Raw genomic sequence first — 24,726 nt, 5'->3', positions numbered from 1 at the left:
ATGCGTTCATTTGTGCATAACAGACGGAAAAGAAGACAAGATCGCATATTCACTCTGTCGTAAACAACAAAAACCGGCATCTCCCTCAAGGAAATACCGGTTTGTTTTAATCTCTTTATTTACAGACCAATCACTGTATGTCGACTGACCTTTGATAGACGCAGAACTTAGATTTCGATGCTTTCTCCGACTTTCAATGCGCTGCCCTCGATGCCTTTCTTTTGCAGTTCAGCTACAAAAGCGTCACCGTCCTGCTCAATCGGCGGGAACGTGTTATAGTGCACCGGTAGTACATGCTTCGCTTGAACCCATTCTGCGGCATACAGCGCATCCTCAGGGCCCATAGTGAAGAAATCGCCGATCGGCAATGCAGCCACATCAATGCTGTTCATCTCACCAATCAGCTTCATATCGCCAAACAGAGCCGTGTCTCCGGCATGGTACAGCGTTTTGCCGCCCATCGTAAGCAAAATGCCTGCTGGCTCGCCGAGATATACATTCTGTCCATCCAACTCGTTAGAAGAGGAATGGAATGCCAGCGTATATTTCACTTTGAAGCCGTCGAATTGTTTGGAGCCGCCCAGATTCATACCAACGGTTTCTGCTGCGCCCTTGGCACCGGCGTATTGTGCTAGTTCTACGACTGCAATCACCGGACAGTTGTTGTTCTGTGCAATCTCTACAGTGTCACCGAAGTGGTCGCCGTGGCCATGAGTCAGAATGACTGCATCCACTTTGATATCTTTTACATCCACATTCACCTGCGGGTTGCCGGACAGGAACGGATCAATAATAACCGTTTTGCCGCCTTCTTCTACAAGCAAACAGGATTGACCATAGTACGTAATTTTCATCGATGAAGCACCTCCGAAATGTAATTGATTACCCACCGTTTATTTTATCACCAAAATAAACAAATTTGTAACTTTGCCTCGTTCAGCAAGTACATCAAACGGCGTATCCATTCCGAAGTGTTATTTAAAAAAGGTATGATGCCCGATCTTCGTTACGACCGTGCGTGAATTTGGAATCGCAAAATCAGTCGCCAGCGAAAGCGACACAAAATAATACGTATTGTCCGGCACTTCCTTGCGGCCCTGTAATGCTTCACGTACAGCCTTAATGGAATCAGCATTCGGCTTCACACGATCAAAACGGCCGTTGCCTACCGGAGAAAACTGATATTTTTGGTACAATACATCTTTGATGGTATCGGGGAAATTTGCGGACCGTAGCCGGTTTAAGACAACATTGGCAACTGCCACTTTGCCTTTGTACGGTTCGCCTTCGGCTTCTGCCATAACGATGCGTTCAAGCATCAGCCGTTCTTTATCCGACAATGCGTAGGTCCAGGTCGCTTGGGCTTTGTGATCCTGGGGAAGCAGCTTTGTCCGAGTAAAGTATAATTGGGTGGGGGTGGAATGCTGAATGGACGAACTCGCCACGGCTGCCGATGCTTTCACTTTGGCTGCTGCGGTGTTCGCCTTGATGCTGTTTGCCTGCTTCGCTTGAGCGGCGGCTGTTTCTGCTTTGCCCTGTTGAATCAGCTTTTTGGTGTGAGTTTGGTTCCATGCCATAAAAGAGGCAGAACCGGTACTACTCCTGTCCTTTTGCGCATAAGAAACAGAACCGTGCGGCTGCGCACCCCACGACGGCAGCTCGGTAAACGATTGTTGTCCTATACTCATTTTATGGTCCATCCAAAATGGGAGGGACATGATAAATATAAAAAGCACGCCCAGAAGAGGCGTAATCCACTGATTGCGTCTAATAAACTCCATTTTTTTCCTCCAGTATTGTTGGCATACCTCTGGCTCTTATGTAATCGTGTGACCTTTCATTTGAATACACCAACATCCAAATTTTGAATCATCAACGAATGACAACGCCGTCCGAAGTCCATCCGCGCTTCGGAAAAAGTACCAACGTTAATTTGAATATCCGATCTACGGATACCTGCCCAAAGCAGCAGCACTCGCTATGCTGTCATTGTATTTCACCCAATCAAATTGCCGCCTTTTTGCAGCAGCAAGTATATTATTATAGTTAACATGCTTTTGTCAAATTGACAAAAAGCGTTTTTTGGGCATAGTCAGCTTCTACCCAATGGAAATCTCATTGCCTGTTCATACATCGGAAGCTGTCCCAGCCGCGTATGATACAGCACCATTTCCTCCACGATCCATTCGCTAGAAGGTGGAAATGAGTCTGTCGATGGCGGTATAAACGGATGAGAACCGGCATATTTGCGAGCTATCGTAATATGCGGTGCATACGGGCGCTGCTCTGGCTTAAAGCCGAGCGGCTCGCATTCCTGCTGTACCCGCTGCTGCAATATGTTGAGTTGCTCCAATTCTCCTTCTGGTTGAATCCACCATACTCGCGGACGCTCCGGCACTCCAAATAGATCCGGCATACCCAGCTTCAAAGTAAAGGGCTTGATCTGCTTGCCCGCCGTTGCCAGCGCTTCATGCAGCTGCGGCAATTGTGCAATATCTACATCCCCAAAAAATTGCAAAGTAATATGCAAATCCTCATGCCATGTCCATTTGCGAAAAGGAATCCGTGTCTGCATCTCCCGGCTCCATTCCGCCAGCATACGCTGCGTTTCCCCTGTCAAAGCAATAGCTGCAAATACACGCTCCTGCCCACGTTCAGTCACCACAAACACTCCTTTCGCTTGAAAGTAACCTATGTTCATTCATTCCAAATATAACCGAACACACGTTCTTCATGAATGCCAATAGTATACACTAATCTTACAAAGAGTGCAAAGCAGCAACAAAGCTCTAACTCGTTCCCCTTATTTCCTCTAGCCTGATGAAATGTTGTACGCATTCATGCACTTTCCATCACGACTCATTCGCCTCGTCTTCTGAAATTTGTTATGATCAATCCTGAACAACAATCCGTTTTTGAATGCACGAGGAGGAGGTTTTACACATGTCCAAAATCGTTTTTTTGCAAAAACTGAATGAACAGCAGCAGCACAAGCTTCGCGAAGCCGCTCCTCATGATGAGATTGTAGCGATTCCGGTCAAGGAAGCATCGATGCAGGATCTGTCGGATGCAGAAATCATTGTTGGCTGGTCGCGCAAATTTCAGGATTTTATCCTATCTGAGGATTGCCCGGTAAAATGGGTGCAGGTATGGTCTGCTGGCGTCGATAAAATGCCGCTGGATGAACTGGAGCGCAAACAGGTGCTATTGACCAGTGCCAACGGTGTGCATACCATTCCGATCTCGGAGCACATTTTTGCGTATATGCTCTCCTTTGCCCGCAACCTGCATATTGCCATCCGTAATCAAAGTCGCAATCAATGGGACGAAAGCGGTACGTTTAGCGAGCTGCATGGCAAAACAATCGCCATCGCTGGTGCAGGCAATATCGGTAAAGGCACTTCCAATCTCGCGCGCGCCTTTGGCATGAAGACGATCGGTATCCGCCGTTCTGGTGAACCGTTGGATGAATTTGATATGATGTACGATATGGAACATCTTGATGACGCGATTGCAAATGCAGACTTTGTGGTTAATATTTTGCCACTCACTGAGGATACGCGCGGATTGTTCAATCGTAAAACATTTGAGCGAATGAAAAATAGCGCCGTCTTTATCAATGTAGGACGCGGTCCAACGGTAAATACGGATGATCTGACTGCCGCTCTACAGGAAGGAATCATCGCCGGTGCTGGGCTGGACGTGTTTGATCCAGAGCCATTGCCGGAAGATCATCCGCTGTGGCAATTGGAGCAGGTGATTATCACTCCGCATATTGCTGGCAGCAATGAACACTATACGGATCGAGTGCTGGATATTTTCCTTGCGAATCTGAATGCGTATCACAAAGGGCAGTCCTTGCCACTCAATCTGGTTGATTATAAGCACGGGTATTGATCATCCTTGTCTCAATAAAAAGTTGAAATGGATAAAATGGCGATAACTGTATGTAATGGAAGCGTTACTGATGCTTCTTTTTGTCTAAGGCTCGTTTCTCTTATGGAGAAGCGAGTCTTTTTGCTGCTATATGGTTTGAATAGCATCGAATGATCTAGACTGATGTATGGTTTGCATATTTCTGCGGATTATGCAACGTAACCACAGGCTCATTTTGGTTCATTTATTTTGGCATACATTCTAGAGGTATCTCTATAATTTGAATAGAGTATATGCTATCAAAATATGCTGGATCGCTTGTGCTCATTGGCAACGATTCTAAGTCAACAGTAGCTTGACTCTAAAAACAGCAACCGGTTTATGTCATCCGGTTGCTGCCTGTTTCTTCATTATAATGTTGTGCATTCATTCAGACAGCTGTATAAATATAATGCTGAATGAATAGCTAAACAATCATCGTTTGCATCTTCTATTCTGGACAAATGGAGTCCAACGCTTACTCTGATGAATATAAAAGAGGAAGCAATCGCTACATCTAAAATTTCCAGCTTTTCAGATCGTGTAGACCTCTCTATCGCATCCGCTGCTAAAAGTCTTTGACTGCTGTTAGAAGCCCTTCACTGCTGCTATAGCCGTTTCATATACATACATTCGCTCGTCATATTGATCCAGCGGGCAGATTAGCATCAGCTCATCCGCTTGATACTGCACCAATATCTCTTGAAACTGTTGTCGTAGCGTTGCAGGTGTACCGATCATCGGTTCTGGCATCTCTTCCCCTGTTGCTGCCAGACCAGCAGGCGACTGTTTCCATTTCGTATAGAGTCCTTCTGCACGTACATTCGTATCCGCAGCGATAACCTTAATCGCCAAAATGACACGCGCTTGCTCTCCATCAGCCGCTGGCTGAAATTGCTCCCGATAATGCTGAATCGCTGACTGCCCATCACTGCTGCTCATAAAATGACCAAATACATAGCCTGCACCATGCGCGGCAGCCAGTCCAGCACTTTTACGATTCGTACCAAGCAGCCAAAGCTGTGGCTGGAATGCTGACTGCGGACGAGCATGTACTGTACTGCCCTCCACCTGATGTTGGTCCTGTAACAAACTACGCACATCACGAACCAGCTGCGGCATCTCCGCCACATGTGCCAAATAATTGCCACTGAGCGCGATTGCCGCATGTGCCGAACCGCCCGGTGCGCGCCCGATACCTAGATCGATCCGCCCCGGATACAGTGCCGATAGCATACGAAATGTTTCCGCCACCTTCATTGGGCTATAATGTGGCAGCAGCACTGCTCCCGAACCGAGCCGAATACTAGATGTGCGCACACCGATATGGGCAATTAGCACTTCGGGTGCGGTGCAAGCCAAAGCCGCCATATCATGATGCTCGGATAACCAGAAACGATCATAACCATGCTGTTCTGCCATAATCGCCAGCTGCACGGAACGTTCTAAGGCTTCTTCCACGGATACCTGTTCCAGCACGGGAGACATATCCAATATGCCTAGCGGGATGGAAGTTTGTTGTTCTGTCATGATGTCTCTCCTTTCGTGCTTCACCCAGCGGCTCAGTCTACATCATAGATAGAGCCGACTTTCAATCCGTACAACTCATTATAAATTTTCTCGGCAAACGCATCCGTCATACCAGCGATATAATCAATAATCATGCGCTCCCATGTCCATACCGGATGGTCGCTAGCTTGATCGTGCTCAAACCGTTGCAACCAGTCGGACGGCATAATCGCCATCGACGTTTCCTGATCGATAAAAGCTTTCCATAAACGACGGATAATCCACTCGCTGCGTTTTTGCAGACGCTGTACCCGCAAATCACGAATCATCGTTACCCAAGCGAAGCTTTTCAATACACTGACGGTACGCAGCATATCGGCGTTTTCGTAGCCTTCCTGTACAAAGGTAATCTTTTTCCAGCTATCATCGTCGATGACGCCAAGCTGACTTACAAAATGATTTACCCAGTATGCTTTGACTTCACGCCGAGTACGCGAATAGTCCATACCGCAGGTAGGAAGCTTTTCACGCCAGACGTGCAGGTAGTCGGTCAGCACCTGATCGACCTTCACCGAGATTTCGTCCGATTTGCAGCCCTGCCAGAACCAGTCTTCCAGCGTCATAATTTTCTCAATAATTAATTTATGAATATGCGGGTCTTTCATAAAATGCTCATGTACTTCAATCTTGCCTGCCTTGATGCCATCCTCTAGATCATGAGCAGAATAAGCAATATCATCGCATAAATCCATCAATTGCGCTTCCAAGGTGGTTTTGCGATCAGGAATGCCCCATTGCTGGCGAATCTCGCGGATGTACTGCCATTCGCGCTCATACAATCCCTTTTTGTTATCCATACCAGAATACGGATATTTGTTAATGCCAAGCAGCACGGCATCGCATAGATTCAGACCATCTAGATTTTCACGCTTTTCCAAAAACATGATCAGTCGGAAATTATGAGCATTGCCTTCAAAATGCTCATATTTCTCGCGCATTTCGCGATGCACACGCTCGTATTCTTCCTCTGTTGCTGAACGTCCACGCAGCGCTTCTTTCGTCTTGCTGGCGATCCAGTCATCTAGAATACCAGCAAGCACCTCTTCCCCCTTATGTCCAAATGGCGGATGACCGAAGTCATGCGCAATGGAGGCGCATTCTACCACCTCTGGGTGAATAATCAGACCCGGATTGTCCGCCTGATGCTCCTGAATTTCTGGATAACGGGTGAGCAGACTTTTCGCTGCCTGACGTGCAATCTGCGCCACCTCTAGGGAGTGGGTCAGACGGGTACGATAATAGTCGCCAGTTCCCGCACCGAATACCTGCGACTTACCCTGCAATCGGCGAAAGGTCGGTGAGTGAATCAAACGCGAATAGTCACGTTCATACGCTTCACGAGAAGCTTCATGTTTATCTTCAGCATACTGTCGATGCTCACGCATATGTTTGAGTTTTGCAAATTTGTCCATATCTTGTTCTCCTGTACTTATGCTTTCTGTAACGTTCACAGTTGGAGTGATTATACACATTTTTCGAGCATCCGAAAAGATCAATCCACAAATCGTTGATTTTGCCGAAAATGGATACGTGCTTTACAGCGGTTTGAAGCCCTTTGAAATTCACAATATACACGGCTCTAATTTTACACCTATATATAGGAAGAAAAAAATCCGGACCCTTCGGCCCGGACCTTGTTAAAGACGTATACATTGCCATGACAGCGGGATACTCTTACCGATTTTTGAGCTTAGGATCAAAGGTATCACGCAATCCATCGCCCATCAGATTGAAGCCGAGCGAGGTAAGCAAAATACATAATCCCGGGAAAATGACTGTCCACGGCGCGGTCTGGATAAACTGACGTGAATCTGACAGCATTTTGCCCCATTCTGGTTCTGGCGGCTGTGCACCCAGACCGAGAAATCCAAGCCCTGCTGCTTCGATAATCGCCGTCGCAATCCCCAGCGTTCCTTGAACGATAATCGGTGTTATACTGTTTGGCAAAATGTGACGAAACAGAATGCGTGTATCCGGTACGCCGATGGCGCGTGCCGCCGTAATAAACTCTTCCTGTCGTAGTGATAGGACGCGTGAACGCACCAGTCGCCCATAGGTCGGAATATTAACGATGGCAATCGCATACAGCGCATTTTGCAGTGACGGTCCGAGCACAGCGACAATCGCAATCGCCAGCAAAATGCCCGGAAACGCCAGCAAAATATCAAAAAATCGCGAGATGATCATATCCACCCATTTACCATAAAAGCCAGCCAAAATACCGAGCGCTGTTCCGACGATAATCGAACCAATGACAGACAGCAAGCCGACCCAGAGTGAGAGACGTGCCCCATAAATAGTACGAGTAAAAATGTCACGTCCCAGATCATCGGTACCAAACCAATGCTGTGCCGACGGTGCCTGCAAGCGATCTGCCAGCACCTGCGTGGTATATTCATAGCGGGTAATGAGCGGTGCTAATATCGCTAGCACGACAAACAATAATACAATCATCAGTCCGAACACAGCGGTCTTGTTGCGCATAAACAACCGAATACCGTCGCGCCACGGTCCTGATTTGATCTCCTTGATCGGTGCATCCGATCCTGTACCCAGTGAAGCCTGTGTCATGTAATCACCTCTTACTTGTACTGGATACGCGGATCAAACACGGCATACAGCAGATCCACCAGCAGATTGATAAGTACGAACATAACGGCAATGATCAATATGCCGGACTGGATCACCGGATAGTCACGGTTGCTGATCGCTTCATAAATATAGCGACCAACACCCGGCCAGGCAAAGATCGTTTCAGTCAGAACCGCACCGCCAAGCAGCGCGCCTGTCTGAATCCCGATCACCGTTAGCACCGGAATAAAGGCATTTTTCAGCCCATGTTTGTAAATAACGAGAAATTGCGAAATACCTTTGGCTTTAGCGGTACGGATATAATCCGATTGCATTACTTCCAGCATACTGGAGCGCGTCATCCGAGCAATCACAGCCATCGGAATCGTACCGAGTGCTACGGATGGCAAGATCAGATGCTTGATCACCGTCCACAGCTGACTCCATTGTCCAGAAATGATCGCATCCAATACATAAAATCCTGTAATCGCGTCCATTGGATCACGCTGATTCATCCGTCCAATCGACGGGAGCCAATGCAGCTTGTTGGCAAAAATCCATTGCTCCATCAGACCAAGCCAGAAGATCGGCATCGATACGCCAACCAAGGCAATCAACATACAAATGTAGTCAAACCACGAATTATGCTTCCATGCGCTAACAATACCGGCATTGACACCGATCACAATCGCAAACAGCATACTCGCTACCGTCAGCTCGACTGTCGCCGCTAGATACGGCCCAATCTCTTCACTGATCGGTGCGCGTGTACGGATGGAATTGCCAAGATCGCCGGTTACCAATTCCCCCAGATAGGAAAAATACTGCTCCAACAGCGGACGATCCAGTCCGAGCTGCTCACGCAGCGCTTGTTTGGATTGCTCTGTCGCTTTTTCTCCAAGAATCGTTTCCGCCGGATCGCCAGGAATCGCATGAATGATGGAAAAGACGATAATAGTCATGCCGAGCAATACCGGAATTAAGACCAGCAGACGTTTAATAATGTAGGAACCCACTTCGTTGATCACCTGCCATACATTCATTGGGACAGTGAAAGGACATGACTGCGCAGATGGCAGCATGTCTCTTTCGCTGTGAAATTCCGTGATTGCTTACTTCATACAGCTGGATACAGCCGTATTATTGTTCCAGATAAATCTCCGTGTATGGCTCGGAGCCTGTTGGAGATGGAGTGTAGCCTTTCAGCTTGGCATTCGCTGCCAGCAATGGCGTGGAGTGTACCAATGGTACCCACGGTGCATCTTCTTTGACAATCACCTGAGCCTGTTCGTACAGCTTGGCGCGCGCATCCTGATCGGTTTCGCGCTGTGCTTGAACGAGCAGCTTGTGCAGCGGTTCGCTGTCATATTGGCTATAGTTGTTGCCGCCAATAGAATCTTTGTCGAGCAATGGGTAGAAGAAGTTATCTGGGTCACCGTTATCACCGGTCCAGCCGATGATGAACAGATCATCCTTTTGACCTTTGCTCAGATCATCCAGATACGTTGCCCACTCTGGAGATTGGATGCTTACTTTTACACCGATTTGAGCAAAGCTTGCTTGAATAACCTCTGCTACTTTGCGTCCGTCTGGCATGTATGGACGGGATACTGGCATCGCGTAGAAGGTCAGTTCCTTGTCGATTCCGTTTGGATACCCAGCTTCAGCAAGCAATTGCTTGGCTTTGGTCAGATCGTAGTCATAATCTTTGATATTGGAATTGTATCCCCACAATGTTGGTGGAATCGGGTTGACCGCTGCTTCTGCCTGACCGGCAAAGAACGCATCAATAATGCCTTTTTTGTCCACCGCATGGTTCAGGGCTACGCGCACTTTCGGATTGTTGAACGGTTCTTTGGTAACGTTGAAGCCTAGGTAGGCTACGTTAAATGGTGGACGGTTGAACTTTTGCAACTCTGGATTGCTTTCCAGTGTTGCCAGATCGTCCGGGCTGAGGTCTTCCATCATATCAATCTCGCCGTTTTGCAGTGCATTGAAGCGAGCCGTATTGTCAGGAATGGAGCGAATGATCAGCTGATCCATTTTCGGCAAACCTTCCTGCCAGTACTCTTTATTTTTCTCCAATGTGATCGAATCGCTGCGTTTCCATTCTTTGAAAACGAATGGTCCTGTACCAACTGGATTGGACTTGAAGTTTGCGCCTTCTTTTTCAACTGCTGCCGGGCTCGCAATCGAGAATGCTGGCATGGCGAGGTTTTGCAGGAATGGCGCCTGCGGGTTGTTCAATTGAAACTCGACGGTATAATCATCTTTGGCGGTAACGCTTTTGATCACACGAGCGTCTTCCGGTCCAAACATGGAATCATAATAATCGAATGAATCGCCTTCAAATTTGTATTTACTTTTTGGATCACTCCAGCGGTCAAAGTTGAATACCACGGCGGCTGCGTTGAAATCAGTACCGTCATGGAATTTGACACCCTGACGTAATTTAAAGGTGTATGTCAGTGCATCGTCGGAGATTTCCCAGCTCTCCGCCAGTGCAGGTTCCACCTCGGTTGTACCTGTTTTATAAGCCAGCAATGGATCGAACACTTGCTGAGCGATTTTCAGTGATTCGCCATCGGTTACAATCGCCGGATCAAGTGCAGCTGAATCCCCGCCGCGACCGACGATCAGCGTACCTCCAGAGGAAGCGGTTTCAGTGCCGCTGTCCGAAGCTGCCGGTTCACTCGAAGAACCATTCCCTCCGCCGCTACAACCTGCCAGAATCAATACGAACGATAAAACCAGTGTAAGTACAAGCGCCCAACTTTTTTTCACAAACCATTGCTCCCTTCTGAATGACAAGATGGAGGTCAATTCGACACGGTATACATGATTTCATTGTCTCTATGTATATGTATACAGTGATCCATGTCGAAATTGCCGAAATTGACCACAGGATGAATTCAATTTACATTATGTACCTTGTTTTGGCAATAAGTTTTACATAATAATCCTAATTTATTTTTATATATAACATGTGGTGATATTTTTCGACACACATTCGATTTTTTTAGCAATCCGACTCAAATTTAGTCGAAAATGCGTAATTGATACCGTTATCAATCTTATTTCTATTCTTTTTTAAGATAGATCATACACAACTAAGGAAATAATCACTATAAAATAATTTACATATATTATCATTAAAATTAACTTTTTTACATACTTACGCAATAAATGTAGTAACACTTTTAATAGAAAACTGATAAAATGAATAAGAATTATGCAAAAGGGGAGGAATACAATTTATATGTTCAAAGGAAAAACGATTTTCGCATTGGCTATGTCAGCATTCATGACCTTAAATGCTGCTAGCTTCGCAGGCGCAGCTGCACCGGCTACTCTGACGGTAGAAGGAATTCAGCAGCAAATGAAGCAGGATGCCGGTACAGGCACCCATATCACTCTCTTACATACGAACGACGTGCATGCCCATGCTGTGGAAGAATCACCATCCATGGGTCTTGCCAAAATCGCTGGACTAGCCGATCTGTATCGTACAGCGAATCCGAATACGTTGTTGCTGGATGACGGCGATGCAGTTCACGGTACATCATTTGCTACACTGGTACGCGGCGAAAGCATCATTCAAGTGATGAACAAAATGGGTTATGCGGTCATGGAGCCGGGTAACCATGAATTCGACTATGGCTACGAGCGTCTGCTCGAACTTGCTAAAATGGCGAACTTCCCAGTAATTTCGTCCAATATTATTCAAAAGGATACCGGTAAAGCACCATTTGAGCCGTATATCATTCGTGAAGTGGACGGTGTGAAAATCGGTATCTTCGGACTGGAAACACCGGAAACGGCGTACAAAACCAATCCAAACAATGTCAAAAATGTAGAGTTCACCGATCCAACAGAAGCTGCACGCAAAATGGTAGCCGAGTTGCAAGGTAAGGTGGATGTGATTGTTGCCCTTGGTCATATCGGTATGGATCAATCGACTGAACAGACAAGTATTGATATCGTCAAAGCCGTTCCAGGCATCGACGTATTCATCGACGGTCACAGCCATACCCTGCTGCAAAACGGTCAAACTGAGAATGGTACCCTGATCGCTAGCACTGGCGAATATGGTGAGCATCTTGGCGTAGTCGATCTGTGGGTAGATAAAGGCGATGTAACGAAAAAAGAAGCCTACACGATTGATGAGAAGCAAGCGGAAGGCGTGACACCGAATGCCGAAGTTGCTAGCCTGATCGATTCCATCAAGGCTTCACAGGAGCCTATTCTGAATGAAGTAGTTGCTCAATCGTCTGTACTGCTGGATGGTGCACGCGAGAAGGTGCGTGCTGGTGAAACGAATCTCGGCGATCTGATCACCGATGCCATGCGTTCCGTTTCCGGTGCAGATGCTGCGATCACAAACGGCGGTGGTATCCGTGCTTCCATCGACGCAGGTCCTGTCACCAAAGGCGAAATCGTAACGGTGCTGCCATTCGGTAACCTCGTCATTTCGATTCAAGTGACTGGCGCGGACATCAAAGCTGCTCTGGAAAACGGTGCAACCGATTATCCAACTGCTAAAGGTGCGTTCTCCCATGTATCCGGTATTACGTACAAAATCGATCCTTCCAAACCGGCAGGTAGCCGTGTTCACACGATTACTGTAGGCGGCAAACCGCTGGATCTGAACAAAACGTACAATGTAGCAACCAACGACTTTATGGTTGCTGGCGGTGACGAGTACACGATGTTCGTAGGGAAACAACAAACGGGTACGTACGGCACACTGGATGAAGCACTGATCCAATACATGCAATCCAACGGTACGAAAAGCCTGACTGCCGAAAAACGCATCACCGAAGGTGTTGAAACGGCTGCAACGCCGGACAAAGAAAGCACAAAACCAACACCGACAACTCCAGCGAAACCTACAACACCTGCGAAGCCGACACCAACTACACCGGCTAAGCCTTCAACATCGACGAAACCAACACCAACCAAGCCTGCTACACCGGTTAAACCGCCAGTAGCAGATGGTAACACGTATGTAGTAAAAGCAGGCGATACGCTCTACTCCATCGCTAAAAGTCATGGTACAACATGGAAAGTACTGCGCGATCTGAATGACCTGAACAATCCACATTGGATCTATCCGGGTCAAAAATTGGATCTGCCTATGAAGACAACAAAAGCTTCATAATATGGTCGATTGCAGAGTGGGATGAGAAATGAGTTGGTGGAATGTCATTGCAGATTTATCTATGACTGCGATATGTATATAGTAGAGAATCGTTATGGCATGAAATATTATCGTCCATCACGATAAGCCAGCTTGCTATGTGATTGGTACTTCCAATGTATATGCGTTAAAAAGCCTGTATCCTCTTGAGAGGATACAGGCTTTTCGTTTTCCAGCTGTACAGCGTAGCAAGTAGTATTGCTCTGGTACTTGCCTTGCTTCTACTTATAACACAACTCTACTTATTTCATACAGTTTGCTAGATGCTTGCTCAACCCAGATCAGATGCTTTCTTTGGTCGTACCATTTTTCGGATTAAATGCCAGCTCGAACAATCCGGTTGCCGACAACCCAGCTAGACCGCCTGCCCATAGTCGCGGTACCAGCTCCAGATCGGTAAACGGATACGCAGCGGCACCAATTAGAATGCCCACCACCGTACCAATCAGTGGAATCCAGTTTTTCGGGAGATTGACCGTTGTTTTTACTAATTGCACCAATGCCAATACAATGACTGCCAGCGTAGAAGAAAAAGCAAGTACGCTGTTCAAAAGATCGTTTGCCATGAATGATTGCTCCTTTTATATGAAGATAGTAATTACGCTCTAGCCTTTCATTGCTACGTCGATATGCACTATAAGATCAATGATGTGAATACATAAATTCACCTATGAGCTTGGTTCAGCTTTCACTCAGGTTTAATGCTCTTTCAGTTAAATCAGTCCCTTACGATCCAGTACTGTCAGTAAGCGGTAAAAGTCATAGCTGCCGCTATCTGGGTTATGAATAATGCCGGCGCTCACTGCTTTTTTCACTGCTTCTTCTGCCCACTCTGGCACATCCATTGCATGACTGTTCTCGACGGATTGTACGCGGCTGTCGATTTTGCTAAGGCTTGTTTTGAGTAGATCGCGGCTGTCCGTCAGAGCAGCAATGCGATCTGCCTGTGCCTTGACGGTTGCTTGAAGCGCAGCAAATGCTTTTTGTTCTTCGGCTGTCATCGGTTGGTTACCTCCTTGCTCGGTATTGGTTTTTGTATAACGGGCTTTCAATTGCTCTAGCGTGCCGCGGTAAGCATTCAAATCCACTCCACCGCTGATGCCATCTACCTGACCCGAATCGGTATACTGCCAGAAATCCCATTCCTTCCATGCCGCACAATCATCCGGCACACGCGTATTGCTATAACGAGCAATCCACAGATCGTAAGCACCCAAACTGGCATCAAAATGTTGCGCAAACGCATTCCCTGTGTAGACAATTGGCTTGCGTCCGCCCTGCTGCTCCACTTCCTGTAAAAAAGCAAGCGCGACAGCATTGATTCCACTTTTGCTCAAATTACCGGGATTGTTCTCGTAATCCATCACCGGGGGAAGATCAAAGGAAGAAACACCGCCCACTTCATTTAAAGCAGTCACAAAATGGGTCGCTTCCTGCCGTGCTGCCGTGACCGTTGTCGCATTGATAAAATGATAAGCCCCGACCAGCAATCCAGCTGCTCTCGCCCCTTTGACATTGGTGATGAACTGATTGTCTCTGTAGCTGCTGCCTTCCGTTGCCTTGATAAAAACATACTGCTTACCGGAAGCCTTGACCTTACTCCAATTGATGCTGCCCTGCCAGTGCGATACATCGATTCCTTGCGAATTGCTGCTGCTTCGTGATTGCATGATATTGCCCTCCTTTCAGATCAGTGATAATTGATCCATTAAGTAATAGGTTGATCCATTTTTAGTCAGCTTGGTGAGTATTCCTTTAAACGCTCACTTGCAGTTTGCCCAAAATAAGGAGTCCAAACGGCTTGGTCTTGGAAAAAACAAGCCCCGTCAGTGTATTAATTGTCTACGTATACTATGTTTAAAAGCATCCTATACTATATAAGGAAATATTCGACGCCAATCTACAACCTGCGTTTCAGTATTTTTTTGGAATTACTGTTTTTCGGAATTACTGTTTTTTGAAATTGCTATTGTACCAGCTGCAATGAAAGGCGAGTCCGTATACACCACGTGCAATTCCTATTCAATCTTCCTTCTAAGCTTGAACCCAACGTATCGGTTCATCCAAACCCATCTGTTGTGTACCATCTAGTGCTTTGCAATAAAAAATAACAGGCATAAAGCTCTTATTACTTTGCTTTATGCCTGCCGCCATACTAAGATTAATTCCTGTTTACGAAGAACGATTATCCATATCGTCGTGATTGGTATCGGTATTCGTAGCGTGTACATTCATGGACGGCTGCTGTAGCTCCGACGAGTCGTCTGGTATAGATGAAGCCGATCCATCTGCTTTTCCAGAAGTTGCATCATGCTTGGATGATTCCGCCGACGATGACAAATCGGCATCATCGGCTTTCTCACTAATCTTTTCCTTTACCGCTTCTGGCTGTGCTTCGGTGATCAGATTCGGATTTTCCGGTGGTGTCTGTTTCGATTCAAAAATCTGCACCGCATTGCGCAAAATATCCGGCATAGGTAGTCCCATTTTGCCTACATTCTCGATGACCGATAGTAGTTCATTTGCCAAATAAAAAAAGATCACTGCATCTTGGAAGTAACGTAGACTTCCCAGTGCCTGATCTATAAAATGCGCGACAGCGACGATGACAAAAATAGTCACCTTGCGAATGATGCCCTTGAACCCAATTCGACTTTTCAGCTCCCCTCTCATCCAGGCAGCTCCAAAACCGGACAACCAATCCACCACAACGAGCAACAACAATAAATTAATCAACACATCCCAACCCCCAAACAGGTAGCCCGCAGCACCGCCAAACGCTGTCGAGACTATCTTGATGATTTGCGGCCAAGGCTCCCCCATCCCCTTCCTTCTCCTTTCGTAAATGATTAATTAATAAGTGACTGTTAAATTTCCAAACTGCATCCATATTCCGCCAGATCGAGTAGTATATACTGTCACTCGGAGAACCCCAATAGATGGGAAACTTATTTCCACTCTATCACTATTAGCTTGTTGTAAATAAAGAGGGGCTCCTGTATGAGCAAACACATCTGTATAATTTCCATTAAATCGAGTGGAGTTTGTTTGCGAAGGGGCTCCATACGTAACATTAAATACAGTAAGCTTTCCGTAAACTGGATTATAGCTAATAGGAACGGCCCAATCTCTGCTTTGTCCATTAGTAAAGTTGACTCCAGCATAATTGCCAGCAGTTCCTGTAATACCACCCACATAAATTGTTTCAGTTCGATGTGTATCTTTGAGTCTATTAATAAGCACGTCAAAATCCTCACTGGTAGATGCGGATCCATTTTTGGCGCTAATAGCATCTACCAACTTTTGCTTAGTATTAGCGCCAGAGGACTTTAAATCGCGGATCTCATTGCCTACATCGTAATAATTGTTGCCATCACCACGCACAATAAATCTTCCGCTATTTACATAAGCAGCTGTAGTGCTATTACTGATAATGTCAAAATACCCATCTCCATTCCAGTTAAATCCTGTGTCTGAATCACCTAGAGTAAGCGTATATGAAGGAGTATTTCCGAAGGCACTTTGTGCATTCAACCATGTGCGGTTATAAGTAACAAAATCGCCCTCCACACCATTCTTCACCCGTATACGCCCTGTATCTGAGTTGATTGAAAAACCTTTATCAAAATCCCAATCTGTCGCATCTACACTTTTAGAAGGAGATACATGAAATCTACCTCCAGTTGTTCCTGAACTCGCTGGAGTCTCCAAATGCGACACCCAACGTTTACTACCCGGGCTATGAATCATCAGAGGAGTTGTATTTGGATCACTAATGCTGAGCGTTCCCGAAACAGTCCCGCCAGTCTTCGGCAAAGCCGCATCCGATACTGTCTTCAATGCTTTTGCCGTTGGAACAAGCGTTTCACTGGTACTGTTCGTCGCATTGGTCAATTGTACAATCCCCGCCTGAGTCGTACTGGCAGGCGGCACATTGATCGTATCTACTTTATCCTTCACTTGTTTTATAGCCGTATCGATCTTATCCCAGTTCTCGTTCAGCATAGTTTCAATATTAAATGTATCATTGCCGTCCGTTGCCGGATTTTTTTTCAGCAAATTCAAATTGGGTGTATTGCTTGCCATTATACTGCACCTCCTGCAAATTTGGACAATGGGATCAATTCCATGTCGCTTAGTGTTTGAACCAGATGAATGTCTTTGATCAGCAAATAGCTGAATTTGTATTCTACGGACAGATGCGCTGGCTTGATCTCTTCAATCGCCGCTTTCAAATCGTTCAAATTCGGCGGAATGCCATGCGTATCAACAAACTGAATCGTGAAGTTCCAACGTTCCGGCTGAAAAGTGACGGTAACCTTTCCGCCATCATAAGCTTCAGCTACATTCTTCACTAAAGCCCCCGAAAATTTCCCGCCACCGCGCAGCTTCGATTCAGCAACCGCGCGACGTTGCTCTAGTGGTTTGGTTGTATCCACTGCAATTCCCAGTTCATTCTCCCAACGCTCTATACCCCACGTTGCCGTCCGAACAAAAAATTGCTGAAATGTCTCATCCAGTGCCTGATACAACGCATCCATTTCTGTGCCTTTGCTATCCATATCGGCACGCATGACACGCGAAGTTTCATAATATGCGGGCAAGTAGGAGAACAGTTCGGCTCCTTTTATACTGGAAAAAGAATTGTCCTCTACTGCCCATACGGACAGGTATTGAGCAATATTAGAACCCGAAGCACTCGTAAGAGTAGAGGATGCAGTGTCATTTACCGTATTCTCTGCTGCTGTCGATGTACCTGTAGTGGTTGAGGTTTGATCAGCCATTGACCGTCACCGTCCCCAGCACGGCAACCTGATTGGCACTAATCTCAATATTTTTATCACTGGTGCCATTCACCGTCAGTCCGGTGTAGTCGATAATCGGCGGAATATCGAGCAAGATTGCGGCGATACGTGTATACCGTACGAGCGAATCGGTAAATGCGAGTTGTTTCAAATAACTGCTTACACCTTGCTGAATCTGCGTTTGTACCTGTTCAAGCGACGCATCGCTCGCCAGTGTCAATTGCACGGCGATGTTAATCGGTACTTCTTGTGCTGCCATAACGGTAATGATCGGTCCAGCAGGAGCGGCTCCTTCGCCTTGTCCATCTTGCGTCGGATCAATGTAAGCCTGCACAGTGCTCACAATATCTGCATTTGCAGCCCGTTTGTCGGCATCTAGCAAATAGATCCCCACCGTGCCCGGTCCTTTCCAGAGCGGAATGACCCGACTTGCTCCAACCCCAGCAATTTCACCTGCCCATTGCATATATTGAGCCTTATTACCGCTTGTACCCTGATTGCGCACTTTAGCATAAAAGCGTTCCAACAGCGACGAATCGGTTTCTATATCCGTACCGCCAGTTAATGCCACCGTATTGGTAACACCAGTAATACCATTCACAGCAGTGGATACAATGGTGATCGCGCCCGCAGGCACATTGCTGCTTTTTCCAGCTACCAATGCACGTACTGGGGTGTCTGCCTTCCCATTGGCATCCAATGTAACCGCCGCAATCGTTTCATATTCCAGCGAAGCTTCGCCAGATACATCGTCCGCCTGTGTGGCAACTACTGTGCCAGCAGGCACCAATTTACCTGCTTCGCCAGTAAACGTAATGCGCCCTGCTGCCTTGACAGCTGCACGCCGAGTTACGCCGTGCTCAGCAGCCCGCAAATCCAACTCCTCCGAGCGATAACTATCATCGCTACTAGCTGCCGTACTGGCAAATCCTCTACGCAACAATTCCTGCGCCCAGATTGCCGCTTCAGACAGCATAAAAGCAACTGGCGCCTGTGCATCCCAAATAAAAGAGCCTTCCGATTGATCAATATCCGAAGGCACTTTGTTTAGCATGCGCTGCATGATCTGGTCTTCAGTCTGTTCTTCCAGATAGTATGGGAAATCTGCCAATTCAGATCACCTCGCTTTCCAAGATTTCTGTATCGTCCTGTACACTTGTAATGCGGCAGGTCATAATGCAGTGGTCTTCCGACCAAGTAAAGGTAAACTGGTCTACCGCTTCAGTACGCGCATCGACCAGCAGTGCTTCGGTAACCATACGCGTGATTTCACTCTCCAGCAGTGCACGTCCTTGACCTGTGCCGATTAATTCCTCCAACTCACTACCATAATCGCGAGAATAAATTACGTGCCGGTAACGCGGAGTCAGCAGCGCTTTGTGGCACCATTGCACCCATGCTTCCTTTTCATCTGCTACAGCTACACGACCGCTGGGTGTCATCACAAAATCACCAGCATCGTAATCGTAACGCCAGCTTCTGCCAAACGTAACAGTACTGCTATCGCTGTCGACAATACTTTGCTCGTCTCCCCAAATAAAATCGTCGGTACTCGGGAAAAGATTAGCCATTGCCACTCACCACCCTGCATACAATCACAACATCATTGCCGCTGTTCACACGCAATGCCAGAACGCGGTCGCCAGGCTTCAGCCCTTTGTTCAAGTACAGCACAGCGTCTTCCACTTCGGTTGGATCAAACGCATAATCACTCAGCATGGCATTTCCGTGAAATGTTCCTTGTCCCTGCTCATGTGTGCTGCCAGTATAAATGCGCTGCGGCAGCTCCAGCATACCCGGCAGTTCGGCAACCATGTAATCCTGAATTTCATGTTTGAAATCGTCCAGCTTGACCCCGGATGACGTCATCGTGCCTAGCACCGCACCTAGACCGCTAACCGCCTGCTGCGTATGCTTAGACATCGTGGAGCGCATCACATCGGCAAAATGCCCATACGGATCTTTTTTACTCAAGATAATACCTCCTTCTGACGTAATCCGTCGTTGCCAGCTCTAGCGTCATCGTGCCCGGATTGCCCAGATCATGACTGACGCTCATGACGATTAGAGTCATACCGCTGAGTACCACCGCATCGCCTGCACGGATCGTGTTCCTATCCGGTGCAGTTACAGTAAATGTCTGCTGTACACCAGTCAAATAATTTTTAGCGTACTTTTTGGCAGCATCTGCGGTTTTGATCTGGTCATCGTTCATCAGCTTTTGTAGCGTACCCAGCGTAGCGGAATCCTTTTCTTCGACGGCAAGCACTTTTGATGGGACTTCTTTGCCGTTAGTCGCCTCATTGGCTGCCAAAACCTTTACCTTGGTAACCGCACCTTCCAGCGTACGCATCTGAGTCAGATCAATGAGACGATCCAGCTCCTGTACCTTGCTGTTGCTGCCCAGCTCAAATAGTTCCAGCCCGCGACTTGTCATGCGCGGATGGAACATGGGACCGCCGGATTTGGCGGTTTCTTTTAGATCAGCAAACAGCATCGAAAAGATCGTCTGCGCGCGATATACCGCTTTGCCTAGCTTGGTTTTGGTTTCTGGAATATTCCCTAGCGTAATATTCCAATCCTTGGCATACTTGCGAATACGTTGACTTGCCGTTTGGTCCTTCGGCAGTAAATACTCATCTTCGGATTTCTCCAAATAAATCATACGGTCATACACGGTCATATTCAGTCGCTTCGTTCCACTATTGGTGCTCTCAATTTCCCAAATGACTGCCGGATGCAGCAAAGGATGATAGTTTTTATCACCAAATGGAATGCCGCTGATACGAATATCCATGCCCGGTGTGAGCGCAGGCAATCCAGAACTGCTGTCCAACGCCAGCCGCACACTCGCCTGATATGAAATTTGATCCAACGAATCGCGCAGGCTGATCGTTTCAACCAACTGCGTCACATCATATTTGTCCTTGATGATGACTTTGTAACTCATGACGGCATCACCAGTTTCTGTCCGGGTTGAATGGCATTCGGATTGCCTCCGATCACCTTGGTATTCAGCTTGTAAATGTCATTCCATTTGGAGCTATCGCCTAGCTCCAGCTTGGCAATCTTGGACAACGAATCGCCGGATTTGACTGTATAGGTTTTCCCTGTTTGCTTGAGGTCAGTACGCGAACCCGATTTGGTCGTCGTTTTGCCATTGTTCGTTGTTTTCTTCGACTGTACTTTAGCATCTCGCCATGTGCGGAAGGTAATATCAAACGAAATATCGTCCGGTTCTCCGCCGCGGAATGTCGTGTTGTAGGTGATCAGATAGACTGGTACATTTACACCTGTGCCGGTGATAACCAGCTGTGCCGGGCGCTTGGAGACAAGGAAATTGTTCAGCTTGTTCGTCGCTGCCTGCGGGGTAGGCAATGTGCTGTATCGGCAGTAAGACGCGTCATAGTCTTTTGGGAAAAAGGAAGTGAAGCTGATCTCCTTGATTTTATCGCCGAGTGTAAAGTCGAACTCGCCGTATTCCAGCATGTTGATCGTTTCGTAGCCTTTGGAGCGGGAGATGGTAATTTCCTCAGGATTGACTGGAAAGTGGAAAAAGTTACGCGTCCCGTCGATCAGGTAAATGTCCATGGTGTTCCTCCTTTCTTGGTTGGATTAAATGTGCTTACGCCATAATGGGTTTGGCTGAAGTATTGCCCGGTGAGTCGGATTTGCGATTTTGCATTGATTTACGAAGTTCGTTGACTACGCGCTGACCAATTTGCAGAACCAAGGCATCATAGTCGATCTCGTTCTCCTGAACGGTTACCTGTACAGCACCGGCTGGAATATTGACAGATACCGCATTTGTCACTTGCGCTTTGAAATCTTTTAACATTCCAGATATAGTTCCCATTTGCGCTTCGCTAATTTGAACAGTATCTCCATTGAGAGCAGTCCCTTTTGATTTGGAAGTAGCATTTTCTTGCAATTTTGTTGTCCTCATACTGGTTGGTTCGCCGGCTGCGCTAATAGTTACTGCAGCAGGGTTGAATGGGATTGTAGAATTAGGCAGTGCATTATTAAGAGGCGACGTCATCATGGGAGAAGTAATTGGAGCACTTGCTTGTTTAGGAATAGTCACTGGAGTAATTTTAGGAGTAGATTCAATTTCTTTTTTTCCAATCGTAAAGAAGTCTGCAATTCCACTAGTAAAACTCGAAATCTTTTGACTAATTACTTCTTTGTTGTCTGACACCCAGCCACCTATTTTACTACCAACAACATCACCTACCATTCCTCCCACATAAGAACCAGCAGCAGTTCCAATACCAGGAAGAATTGCAGTCCCAATAGCTCCGCCTATTCCAGTTCCAATTGCACTACCTGCCATAGAACCTATAGCTTCTGATCTTTCCCTTCCATCCGTAGCTTGAACAATATTAGCAGCATCCAAGCCATAGCTTAATGGTCCCAATAATTTTTTGGCTCCACCTTTTAAAAATCCTTTTAAAGCACCCTCACCTGCTTCCTCTACTCCTTCTACACCAGCTCTTGCTACTGTAGATGCAGCAGAACTTGAAGCTGCACTCGAGCCACTTCCACTTCCGGTCATCCAATCTTTAACACTTCCAAAATCGTCCATCAAACCGCTAACTCCATCAATTAAGCCTGATCCTGCTCCACCAAAACTTTCTATTAACTCCCCTACGCCAGATGCAATTTTGACTCTTCTTTCTCGACGCTCACGTCGCTGACGTCTTCCACGTTGTAATCTCGACTCTTCACTTGAAGAGTCTTCGTCATTATTATCTCCTGATGGATTTTGATCACTATTACTAGTATTACTTTCATCTAAATTTTTACCTTTTGCTAAATCTTTAATTTCTTTAAACTTAGTAAAAGTGCCGACTAAATTTTTGCCGCCCTCACCAGTACTTTTAACATGATCAAAAAAATCTTTAGCTTTATCTTTAAATGTTTTTGGCTCTTCTTTTTTCTCTGAATCTTTTTTATTATTAGCATTACTTAGTAGAACTGCATTAGCATAACTTTTCAAAGCTTTTGTATTACTTTGTAAAGCAGCAATAAGACCTTCAAAACTAGGCGCTTTTTGTTGCGAAGATTCACTGTTTTGTTTAATAGTAATACTTGATTTCCCAAAAACACTAATCATTTCGCTTCTTAAAGTAATTAGTTTTTTAGATAAGTTATTTATTTCTTTAGAAGCTTGATCATTAATCTTGATCTGAGGAGAAAGTCGAAGTCCTGCTAAACGATTTGCTGAACGATAAATATTATCGATATAACGAACAGTAAATTTCAATTCATTATTCAATTTGAGTATATTTTGATATCTCGTTCTTCCAAATCGTTCAGAAGCTCGTTGAATTTGATCAAAATATTTCATCGTTGATTTTAATTGATTATTATTGATACTATCTGCCATATTTTCACCTCTCTTTCGACAATTAGGGTACTATTTCAAAGTCATTTCCTCCTGTGAAAATGCGATCAGCATCATGCGTTCACCTCTCGGCAAATTCCAGAAGTCGCCCGGTCGGAGATGATGGCGTGCCCACATGTGGTACATCATCGTCGTAATTCCGCCGGTGTGGATTAGTTTTTTAAGTCTTCAAGCTCCACGCCAAAACCGGACAGTTCGAGCACTTTGTCGCCGACAGCATCCAGTTCGCCTGCCAGCAACATACGACGTACTGCTTGTTCGCCGCCGGACAGTTTCAATCGGCTTGTAATTCGTGGATCGCCCCAGCCGTTCAGTGCCAGACCTTTGACCTCCAGTTGAGCAGTCGCTTCCGAGATCAGCAGTGCATTAAACGTTTCTGTATCCACTTTCTCCTCCGTGCGACCCTTCACTGTCTTCCGCACTGTGCAGCGTTCGCGAATGCTATCCACCTTGCTTGATGTCAGACCACGCAATGTCATCAGCAGATCCAGACGCTGAATACGTACCGTTTCCTCGGGCAGCTTGTCCGCAGCTTCAAACAGACTATCCAAGATTTGTTCTTCCGACAGATTCTCATTCAAACTCATAGGTAAATGCCTCCTGAAAATTAAAATAGATTTTGTTCCATACTTATTACTTACAATCATGGTAAATGATAGTTAACAGTTCTTACTACGCCTTAGCCAACAGACCGTGCGTTACTTAGAAGCAAACGTAACCGTACAACAGACATAATTATTCAATAGATATAACAAATGAAAAATGCGGTAAATCCATCATTCTCGAATTTACCGCATTCCATATTTTCATACTGCGCTACAATTACGCTATTATTCTACTACATTCAGTTCGCAACGATCGGATCGAGCAGTTCATATCCTTCAAACGTAAACGTCGTTTCTTCCGGTACTTCCTCACCAGCGGTCCAGTTCGCTAGTTGAATTTTGTCAGCCATGCAGCGAATCAGGCGTACGCGTTCATGTCCATAGGATTCAGGATCATCCAGCTTGGAGATGATATCGAATTTTTGGAAGCCGCGTTGAATCATATCGGAAGTTACTTTGTAACCGGTCATTGTGCCAGTACCTTTTTTAATGCCATTTTTATGCACTTTCCAGTCGTTACCAACCAGATTCAGCTCACGTTTTTCAATCTCCACGCTAGCCTCCAGTTTGTTAATATGCGTTTGCCACACACCGTCGATGTGTAGTTGTCCATGGGTACCGAGAATTACTCTTGAAGCGTCCAACATAGTTTGT

At 46.2% G+C, this 24,726-nt stretch carries 22 protein-coding genes and 1 pseudogene; 2 read left to right on the top strand and 21 right to left on the bottom strand.

Annotated elements, in window-relative coordinates; all coding sequences use genetic code 11:
• Window positions 1-167 precede the first annotated feature (167 nt).
• From ABXR35_RS01550 to thpR, 3 genes are all read right to left on the bottom strand, one after another.
• Window positions 168-854 (bottom strand): metal-dependent hydrolase, encoded by a 687-nt coding sequence (locus tag ABXR35_RS01550; RefSeq protein ID WP_367054492.1) that lies wholly within the window; start codon window positions 852-854, stop codon window positions 168-170.
• Window positions 855-974: 120 nt separating this feature from the next.
• The gene (locus tag ABXR35_RS01545) at window positions 975-1,688 is read right to left on the bottom strand and encodes a cell wall hydrolase (protein WP_367054490.1); all 714 of its coding nucleotides are present in this window, start codon (window positions 1,686-1,688) and stop codon (window positions 975-977) included.
• Window positions 1,689-2,092: 404 nt separating this feature from the next.
• Window positions 2,093-2,662, bottom strand: a complete 570-nt coding sequence (gene thpR, locus ABXR35_RS01540; RefSeq protein WP_367054488.1) for an RNA 2',3'-cyclic phosphodiesterase — start codon at window positions 2,660-2,662, stop codon at window positions 2,093-2,095.
• 281 nt (window positions 2,663-2,943) lie between these two features.
• On the opposite strand from thpR, the gene ABXR35_RS01535 reads away from it, so the two are divergent.
• Window positions 2,944-3,897 (top strand): D-2-hydroxyacid dehydrogenase, encoded by a 954-nt coding sequence (locus ABXR35_RS01535; RefSeq protein WP_367054485.1) that lies wholly within the window; start codon window positions 2,944-2,946, stop codon window positions 3,895-3,897.
• A 606-nt stretch (window positions 3,898-4,503) separates the two neighbouring features.
• Here ABXR35_RS01535 and ABXR35_RS01530 read toward each other — a convergent pair.
• From ABXR35_RS01530 to ABXR35_RS01510, 5 genes are all read right to left on the bottom strand, one after another.
• A complete protein-coding gene (locus tag ABXR35_RS01530) occupies window positions 4,504-5,445 on the bottom strand; it encodes an MsnO8 family LLM class oxidoreductase (RefSeq protein WP_367054481.1) in 942 nt (313 codons plus the stop codon).
• 32 nt (window positions 5,446-5,477) lie between these two features.
• Window positions 5,478-6,896 (bottom strand): deoxyguanosinetriphosphate triphosphohydrolase family protein, encoded by a 1,419-nt coding sequence (locus ABXR35_RS01525; RefSeq protein WP_367054478.1) that lies wholly within the window; start codon window positions 6,894-6,896, stop codon window positions 5,478-5,480.
• 262 nt (window positions 6,897-7,158) lie between these two features.
• Window positions 7,159-8,055, bottom strand: a complete 897-nt coding sequence (nikC, locus tag ABXR35_RS01520) for a nickel transporter permease (RefSeq protein WP_367054476.1) — start codon at window positions 8,053-8,055, stop codon at window positions 7,159-7,161.
• Window positions 8,056-8,066: 11 nt separating this feature from the next.
• Window positions 8,067-9,071, bottom strand: a complete 1,005-nt coding sequence (locus ABXR35_RS01515; RefSeq protein WP_367054473.1) for an ABC transporter permease — start codon at window positions 9,069-9,071, stop codon at window positions 8,067-8,069.
• Window positions 9,072-9,195: 124 nt separating this feature from the next.
• On the bottom strand, window positions 9,196-10,839 hold the full coding sequence (locus tag ABXR35_RS01510) for an ABC transporter substrate-binding protein (protein ID WP_367054471.1): 1,644 nt from the start codon (window positions 10,837-10,839) through the stop codon (window positions 9,196-9,198).
• Window positions 10,840-11,314: 475 nt separating this feature from the next.
• On the opposite strand from ABXR35_RS01510, the gene ABXR35_RS01505 reads away from it, so the two are divergent.
• Window positions 11,315-13,216: a 5'-nucleotidase C-terminal domain-containing protein gene (locus ABXR35_RS01505; protein WP_367054468.1), complete on the top strand. Its 1,902-nt coding sequence runs from the start codon at window positions 11,315-11,317 to the stop codon at window positions 13,214-13,216.
• Window positions 13,217-13,536: 320 nt separating this feature from the next.
• Here the strand turns inward: ABXR35_RS01505 and ABXR35_RS01500 are convergent, their stop codons facing one another.
• The 13 genes and pseudogenes from ABXR35_RS01500 to ABXR35_RS01440 all read right to left on the bottom strand — a co-directional run bounded on the left by ABXR35_RS01500 (window position 13,537) and on the right by ABXR35_RS01440 (window position 24,719).
• Window positions 13,537-13,821 carry a holin gene (locus tag ABXR35_RS01500; protein ID WP_367054466.1) on the bottom strand — a complete coding sequence of 95 codons (285 nt, stop codon included), beginning with the start codon at window positions 13,819-13,821 and terminating at the stop codon, window positions 13,537-13,539.
• Window positions 13,822-13,968: 147 nt separating this feature from the next.
• Complete coding sequence (locus ABXR35_RS01495) at window positions 13,969-14,925, bottom strand: glycoside hydrolase family 25 protein (protein WP_367054464.1); 957 nt, start codon at window positions 14,923-14,925, stop codon at window positions 13,969-13,971.
• A 754-nt stretch (window positions 14,926-15,679) separates the two neighbouring features.
• A pseudogene (locus ABXR35_RS01490) lies at window positions 15,680-16,078 on the bottom strand (phage holin family protein); the annotation flags it as partial.
• A gap of 30 nt (window positions 16,079-16,108) precedes the next feature.
• Window positions 16,109-17,341 carry a phage tail protein gene (locus tag ABXR35_RS01485; protein WP_367054461.1) on the bottom strand — a complete coding sequence of 411 codons (1,233 nt, stop codon included), beginning with the start codon at window positions 17,339-17,341 and terminating at the stop codon, window positions 16,109-16,111.
• Window positions 17,341-18,039: a YmfQ family protein gene (locus ABXR35_RS01480; protein ID WP_367054459.1), complete on the bottom strand. Its 699-nt coding sequence runs from the start codon at window positions 18,037-18,039 to the stop codon at window positions 17,341-17,343. Before ABXR35_RS01480 ends, ABXR35_RS01485 begins: the two co-directional genes overlap by 1 nt.
• Window positions 18,032-19,171 (bottom strand): baseplate J/gp47 family protein, encoded by a 1,140-nt coding sequence (locus ABXR35_RS01475; protein ID WP_367054456.1) that lies wholly within the window; start codon window positions 19,169-19,171, stop codon window positions 18,032-18,034. The genes ABXR35_RS01480 and ABXR35_RS01475 overlap by 8 nt, the downstream gene beginning before the upstream one ends.
• Window position 19,172: 1 nt before the next feature.
• Window positions 19,173-19,631: a DUF2634 domain-containing protein gene (locus tag ABXR35_RS01470; protein WP_367054454.1), complete on the bottom strand. Its 459-nt coding sequence runs from the start codon at window positions 19,629-19,631 to the stop codon at window positions 19,173-19,175.
• Window positions 19,624-19,995: a hypothetical protein gene (locus ABXR35_RS01465; RefSeq protein ID WP_367061075.1), complete on the bottom strand. Its 372-nt coding sequence runs from the start codon at window positions 19,993-19,995 to the stop codon at window positions 19,624-19,626. The genes ABXR35_RS01470 and ABXR35_RS01465 overlap by 8 nt, the downstream gene beginning before the upstream one ends.
• Before the next feature lie 31 nt (window positions 19,996-20,026).
• Window positions 20,027-21,010, bottom strand: a complete 984-nt coding sequence (locus ABXR35_RS01460; RefSeq protein WP_367054452.1) for an XkdQ/YqbQ family protein — start codon at window positions 21,008-21,010, stop codon at window positions 20,027-20,029.
• Window positions 21,007-21,651: a LysM peptidoglycan-binding domain-containing protein gene (locus ABXR35_RS01455; RefSeq protein ID WP_367054449.1), complete on the bottom strand. Its 645-nt coding sequence runs from the start codon at window positions 21,649-21,651 to the stop codon at window positions 21,007-21,009. Before ABXR35_RS01455 ends, ABXR35_RS01460 begins: the two co-directional genes overlap by 4 nt.
• Window positions 21,652-21,685: 34 nt before the next feature.
• A complete protein-coding gene (locus ABXR35_RS01450) occupies window positions 21,686-23,449 on the bottom strand; it encodes a hypothetical protein (RefSeq protein WP_367054447.1) in 1,764 nt (587 codons plus the stop codon).
• 170 nt (window positions 23,450-23,619) lie between these two features.
• A complete protein-coding gene (locus ABXR35_RS01445) occupies window positions 23,620-24,054 on the bottom strand; it encodes a phage tail assembly chaperone (RefSeq protein ID WP_367054445.1) in 435 nt (144 codons plus the stop codon).
• Window positions 24,055-24,311: 257 nt separating this feature from the next.
• Complete coding sequence (locus ABXR35_RS01440; protein ID WP_367054442.1) at window positions 24,312-24,719, bottom strand: phage tail tube protein; 408 nt, start codon at window positions 24,717-24,719, stop codon at window positions 24,312-24,314.
• Between the last annotated feature and the right edge of the window lie 7 nt (window positions 24,720-24,726).

Origin of the sequence: Paenibacillus sp. JQZ6Y-1, from assembly GCF_040719145.1 — a bacterium.
GTDB lineage: Bacteria > Bacillota > Bacilli > Paenibacillales > Paenibacillaceae > Saccharibacillus > Saccharibacillus kandeliae.
This window is presented reverse-complemented; position numbering and strand designations above follow the sequence as displayed.

Excerpts from the sequence above, each read along its gene's own strand:
- ABXR35_RS01505 (WP_367054468.1), top strand. The coding sequence starts at position 11,315 with ATGTTCAAAGGAAAAACGATTTTCGCATTGGCTATGTCAGCATTCATG.
- ABXR35_RS01480 (WP_367054459.1), bottom strand. The coding sequence starts at position 18,039 with ATGGCTGATCAAACCTCAACCACTACAGGTACATCGACAGCAGCAGAG.
- ABXR35_RS01545 (WP_367054490.1), bottom strand. The coding sequence starts at position 1,688 with ATGAGTATAGGACAACAATCGTTTACCGAGCTGCCGTCGTGGGGTGCG.
- ABXR35_RS01455 (WP_367054449.1), bottom strand. The coding sequence starts at position 21,651 with ATGGACATTTACCTGATCGACGGGACGCGTAACTTTTTCCACTTTCCA.
- ABXR35_RS01450 (WP_367054447.1), bottom strand. The coding sequence starts at position 23,449 with ATGGCAGATAGTATCAATAATAATCAATTAAAATCAACGATGAAATAT.
- ABXR35_RS01440 (WP_367054442.1), bottom strand. The coding sequence starts at position 24,719 with ATGTTGGACGCTTCAAGAGTAATTCTCGGTACCCATGGACAACTACAC.
- ABXR35_RS01460 (WP_367054452.1), bottom strand. The coding sequence starts at position 21,010 with ATGAGTTACAAAGTCATCATCAAGGACAAATATGATGTGACGCAGTTG.
- ABXR35_RS01495 (WP_367054464.1), bottom strand. The coding sequence starts at position 14,925 with ATGCAATCACGAAGCAGCAGCAATTCGCAAGGAATCGATGTATCGCAC.
- ABXR35_RS01485 (WP_367054461.1), bottom strand. The coding sequence starts at position 17,341 with ATGGCAAGCAATACACCCAATTTGAATTTGCTGAAAAAAAATCCGGCA.
- ABXR35_RS01470 (WP_367054454.1), bottom strand. The coding sequence starts at position 19,631 with ATGGCTAATCTTTTCCCGAGTACCGACGATTTTATTTGGGGAGACGAG.
- ABXR35_RS01550 (WP_367054492.1), bottom strand. The coding sequence starts at position 854 with ATGAAAATTACGTACTATGGTCAATCCTGTTTGCTTGTAGAAGAAGGC.
- ABXR35_RS01445 (WP_367054445.1), bottom strand. The coding sequence starts at position 24,054 with ATGAGTTTGAATGAGAATCTGTCGGAAGAACAAATCTTGGATAGTCTG.
- ABXR35_RS01465 (WP_367061075.1), bottom strand. The coding sequence starts at position 19,995 with ATGCGCTCCACGATGTCTAAGCATACGCAGCAGGCGGTTAGCGGTCTA.
- ABXR35_RS01535 (WP_367054485.1), top strand. The coding sequence starts at position 2,944 with ATGTCCAAAATCGTTTTTTTGCAAAAACTGAATGAACAGCAGCAGCAC.
- nikC (WP_367054476.1), bottom strand. The coding sequence starts at position 8,055 with ATGACACAGGCTTCACTGGGTACAGGATCGGATGCACCGATCAAGGAG.
- ABXR35_RS01530 (WP_367054481.1), bottom strand. The coding sequence starts at position 5,445 with ATGACAGAACAACAAACTTCCATCCCGCTAGGCATATTGGATATGTCT.
- ABXR35_RS01525 (WP_367054478.1), bottom strand. The coding sequence starts at position 6,896 with ATGGACAAATTTGCAAAACTCAAACATATGCGTGAGCATCGACAGTAT.
- ABXR35_RS01500 (WP_367054466.1), bottom strand. The coding sequence starts at position 13,821 with ATGGCAAACGATCTTTTGAACAGCGTACTTGCTTTTTCTTCTACGCTG.